General features: G+C 52.8%; 5 protein-coding genes, 1 tRNA gene and 1 pseudogene. 6 read left to right on the top strand and 1 reads right to left on the bottom strand.

Annotated elements, in window-relative coordinates:
* A partial coding sequence (locus tag HJG40_RS14775) for a TolC family protein (protein ID WP_215864893.1) occupies positions 1–573 on the bottom strand: 573 nt, incomplete at its 3' end.
* Between the two features lie 131 nt (positions 574–704).
* Between HJG40_RS14775 and pabB the strand changes: the two genes are divergently transcribed.
* The 6 genes and pseudogenes from pabB to HJG40_RS14745 form a co-directional block, all read left to right on the top strand.
* A complete protein-coding gene (gene pabB, locus HJG40_RS14770) occupies positions 705–2096 on the top strand; it encodes an aminodeoxychorismate synthase component I (RefSeq protein WP_215864892.1) in 1392 nt (463 codons plus the stop codon).
* Positions 2097–2130: 34 nt separating this feature from the next.
* Positions 2131–3111, top strand: coding sequence for a lysylphosphatidylglycerol synthase transmembrane domain-containing protein (locus HJG40_RS14765; protein WP_215864891.1), 981 nt, complete (start codon positions 2131–2133; stop codon positions 3109–3111).
* Positions 3112–3287: 176 nt separating this feature from the next.
* Positions 3288–3363 (top strand) — tRNA-Thr (locus HJG40_RS14760).
* A 521-nt stretch (positions 3364–3884) separates the two neighbouring features.
* Entirely contained in the window at positions 3885–4100 is a 216-nt protein-coding gene (locus tag HJG40_RS14755; RefSeq protein ID WP_226857495.1) for a hypothetical protein, read from the top strand.
* A complete protein-coding gene (locus HJG40_RS14750; RefSeq protein WP_215858111.1) occupies positions 4097–4459 on the top strand; it encodes an ArsR/SmtB family transcription factor in 363 nt (120 codons plus the stop codon). The genes HJG40_RS14755 and HJG40_RS14750 overlap by 4 nt, the downstream gene beginning before the upstream one ends.
* A pseudogene (locus tag HJG40_RS14745) lies at positions 4456–4686 on the top strand (MFS transporter); the annotation flags it as partial. The gene HJG40_RS14750 and the pseudogene HJG40_RS14745, both read left to right, overlap by 4 nt.

Below are 4686 nucleotides of genomic sequence, written 5' to 3'. Positions count from 1 at the left end.
ATCCACCCGGGCTTGGGCTTCACGCACTGCAATAATGTCTCCCGTGCCGATTTTCAGGGTGGCTTGGGTTTGTTGGTAAATGCTTTCCAGCAGTGATTTCTGCTTTTTGGCAACCCGTTCCTGGGCTTGGGCTTCCAGCACCGCAAAATAAGCTTTGGCGACCTGCAGGGCGAGCTGCTGTTCGGAGTAGGTCAGGCCAGCAGCGCTGGCTTGAATCCGCGAATCCGCCTGTTTCAGCGCTATCCAAGCCTGGCCGTTGAATACGGATTGGGTGATGTTGACGCTGTAGCTGTCAGACAAATAGGCGCGGTTAATAGCTATATTGCCAAAACCGGTAATGTCGGCGGTATTAAAGCCTACCGCGGCACCAACCCCCACATGCGGCAGCAAGGCCGAACGCGCCAGAGGCTTGTCCTGCATTTGCGCGGACAGTTCGGCGCGGGCCTGAGCCAGTACTGGGTCGGTATGGTAGGCCTGCTGATAGGCATCAATCAGGTTTTCTGCCCAGGCAGAACTGCTGCTCAACAGCAACGCAGCGGCAAGCAACGACAAAGCAGAACGATGGGCGTGCATGGGTATTTCCTGAGCCTGAAGGAGATTTCAGACAATACCGACCGATCGGTCGGTAGTCAAGAGCGCATGGGCAAAGGACCTTTCATCGCTTATGCTACAACGCTCTATTTGGCAGGATTTTTGGCAGGATCATGACGCTGTCTCCCTTGGTTTACTGTGCTTTGGCGTATCCCGATTGTCTTGAGAAAGTATTTGCCGGGCTTGCCGAAACAGATTGGTCGCAGTGGCTGGATAGTAGTGCCCAGACGTCAGGGCAGGGGAGATACAGTATTATAGTGACGCAACCACGTCGCCGTATCTGGCAACATCAAGGACAATTGTGGGTGGCCGAAGGCCATCAGTCCGCGCAGCTTTCGACATCCTCGTTGTGGCAGGTCTTGCGGGAAAGTCTCGCCAATCTCCCTGCAACGCAGTTGCCTCAGGGCGAAGATCTGCCCTTTACCGGCGGAGTGCTGGGTTATTTGGGGTATGATTTTGCTTTGGCGGAGCAGGGGCTCGCAATGCCTGCGACGACTTTCTGGCCAGAAGCGGCTTTTGGCGTTTACGATACGGCCTTTATTGTTGACCATCTGCAGGGTTGTTCCTGGCTGCTTGCCCCTGAAGATCAAATGGCCAGTGTACGTTTACAATGGGAAGCCCGCTTGGCGGCTGTCCAGGAGCCTGCCTTATGGCCGGTGTTCCAGACGCGCGGAGCCGTGCAAGCGCAATGGTCTCCAGCACAATATCACCAAGCTTTTCGTCAGGTGGAAGCTTATATTCACGCCGGTGATTGTTATCAGATCAATTTGGCACAGCAGTTTTCTGCCACCTATAGTGGCTCGCCCTGGTATTTGTATCAGCAGATGCGATCAATGAATCCGGCAGCTTTTTCGGCTTATTTGCGCTTTCCCTGGGGGAGTGCATTGAGCTTTTCTCCAGAGAGGTTGCTGCAGGTCCGGCAGGGACAAATGCAGGTTCGCCCCATCAAAGGCACCCGTCCCCGCTCTGCAGACGCATTGCAGGATGCCCAGTTAGCTGAAGATCTGCTGCGCAGTCCTAAAGATCGTGCTGAAAACGTGATGATTGTGGATTTGCTGCGCAATGATCTGGGTAAGGTGGCAAAAACCGGCTCTGTGCAGGTGGCCCAGCTTTGTGGCCTTGAATCCAATGCCCAGGTGCATCATCTGGTCAGTGTCGTGGAAGCCCAATTACAAGACGGATTGGACCCCCTTCACGCACTGGCTGCCTGTTTTCCGGGAGGGTCCATCACTGGCGCGCCCAAGCGTCGTGCCATGGAAATCATCCATGAGCTCGAAGCTGCATCGCGGGGTCTTTATTGTGGCAGCATCGGTTATATTGACCGCAGTGGAAGAATGGATATGAATATTGCTATCCGTACCATTACCGCCAGCCAGGGAGAACTGCAGTTCTGGGCAGGCGGGGGCATTGTCTCGGACTCTGTGGCTACTGCGGAGTATCAGGAAAGCCTGGACAAGGTGGCTTTGTTCCATCGGAAACTTGCAGCACTGGCTGGTCTCGCATAGAGTCCGACCCATAGATCGCTTTTCAAAGTCAGGCATGTCCCGAAAAAAACTCCACACCCGATGGCAACTGCTGCTACAAATTGTCTTTACCATTGGCGTTCTGTTCTGGCTTTTGCATAACACCCACTGGCAGTCGCTCAGTCAACGTTTTGCAGAAATGCGGCCCTGGTGGTTTGTCGCGGCCATGGCCTCCTATGCCCTGAATTTATCGGTATCGGTTATTCGCTGGCGTGTTATTTTGTTGGCTATGGAGCGCACGGCGCCCATCCTCTGGTTGCTGCGGCTGAATTGGGTTGGGGCCTATTTTAATCAGGTATTGCCCGGGGCGGTTTCTGGTGATGTGATTCGTGCCTGGTACACCCGTCATCAAACCGGTTCCATGCCGCTGGCGCTTGCAGCGGTTTTTGGTGACCGCTTTATGGGGATGGGCGCTTTGATTGTCATTGCAGCGGTCGCCTTTGCTCTGAGTGGAGCAAGGGTGGGGCTGCTCCCGCAAATGGGCTGGACCATCGGGATTCTGCTTTTTGCCTATGCCTTGATTGTTATTCTTATTTTAAGTCCGCTGCTGAACTTTCTCGAAAAAATTTCGGGAAAACTCGGCGATAAGCTTCATGATATTCGTTTGGGCATGAGCGCACTGCTGCGCCATCGTCTGGCATTGAGCGCGACCATTGTTCTATCATTTGCTATTCAGTGCATATCAGTTCTGACCTTCTGGTTGCTCGCCCATGCGCTTGGCGAGGCCCCGGACGCCGTAGCACTCTGGGTCGTATGGCCGGTAATCAGTCTGTTTCTGGCCCTGCCCATATCCTTTGCCGGTTGGGGGCTGCGAGAAGGCCTGATGGTTTTTTATCTGGGCTATTTGCACATGGGGCATGATCAGGCTTTGGCGCTCTCCTTGTTGCTCGGCTTTACCATGGTCCTGACCAGTCTGCCGGGTGCCTTGTTGTGGATAGGATTACATCGTCACCATGAAGCACCCCCCGATCTGCAGTCTCAGACCGGTGTCCACTGAGAGACTCGGTTTGTCATCTTTTCAGTATTAACGTCTATATAAAAACACACAAAGTCAAATGGTTATAATCTATTTGTGTGGTAAAATGCGGTTGCATAATTTGTCTGCCGTTGACGCGTTGCCACATGTAATAGCATCAAGATATAATGACTGGATTGATGGTCAAGTATGTACAAGCTGGCGTAGCTCAGTCGGTAGAGCTACTGATTTGTAATCAGTGGGTCAGGGGTTCGATTCCTCTCGCCAGCACCAAATAAAACAGGCACTTAGCGAAACTTGCTAGGTGCCTTTTTTGTTTCACGTTTACTTTCACGTTTACTTTCAGCCTTGCGCTTGCATAATTCTGCATGACAGCGCATGAGAGGATTCCACCTTTCGTGCGCACAAAAATACATAGTATGAGCGCATGCTCAGAGGCTACGGGCTCGGGCTGACAACCGGTATAGCTTCGGGGTAGAGACTTTCGGGCGAAACGCGGCAAGGTTTCCCCCAATGTATTTCTCATCCTTACACAGACTATGAAGAAGTGGTTTGCTTAATGACCGCCTCCGGGAAATGGTCAGCATCCGTGTAGTGGTGCAACTTTGAGGGCATATGCCTATGGTGTTAAACAGCGCTGGTCGCTAGCCAGTTTTCAGCAAAAATCAGCGTTTGGATTGTTCGCCTTTGAGAACCTCAGTGTTTCGCTAATGCACATAATATTTCAACGGACTAATGATTCATATTCCGCGATATGGGGTGGTAAATACCTGATGCTGACAGGTGGCAAACGAATGATGCTGATTTACATTCCGGGTCATGCTGCCGGCAGTGTCTGCGGGGCCGGCCTTTCGGGAAAACCCTCGTCGACGATCGGCTTCGAAAAGCGCTGGGACCCGTATTTGAGTATGGACCGGATGACCTTCATGCACGAGCTGACCGCCAACATTCCGGAACGACCGGCGGAGATGGCGCGCATTGTCGCCAGCAATCTGGGGAGGGCGGCATGAAGCATCAGGAAACCATCCGCTTTGCGCTGTTTTCGGAAGTGTTTGCGGCCATTGCCCACCCCAAGCGTCTGGAGATCATTCACTATTTGGGTGAAGGGCAAAAAACCGCCAGCGAGCTCACCGAACTGACAGGCATGTCGAAAGCCAATGTTTCACAGCACATGAATATTCTCAAGGCGAGAGGTCTGGTGCACTGCGACAAGTGCGGTACTTTCTGTCATTACCGCCTTACCAGCCCCAAGGTTTTGGAAGTCTGCGAGATTGTTCGGGAGCTCATTCTCGACCAGATGCAGATTACCGCGCATAACCATGCAGTACTGAGTACCGTGGTAACTCTCCACAAAAAAGGCACCGCATGAACGTCACGGCGGACCATGCAAGCGCTTACATCCGGGGCATTGGCTGTAACCGTGGACAATTTCTGCTGCAGACAGTTCAGGTCTTTTTTGTGGGTCTGATTATCGGCATGGAACGCAATGTGTTGCCCAGCATGGCGGAGCACTTTGGTGTGGATAGCCACGCCTTTTTCTTCCTGGCTTCCTTTGTGATTTCCTTTGGTCTGGTCAAGGGCGCCCTGAACTTTGTG

The sequence above is a fragment of the Acidithiobacillus concretivorus genome, assembly GCF_018853445.1.
Lineage (GTDB): Bacteria > Pseudomonadota > Gammaproteobacteria > Acidithiobacillales > Acidithiobacillaceae > Acidithiobacillus > Acidithiobacillus concretivorus.
The sequence above is the reverse complement of the archived record's forward strand: the minus strand, read 5'-3'. Positions and strand labels throughout refer to the sequence as shown.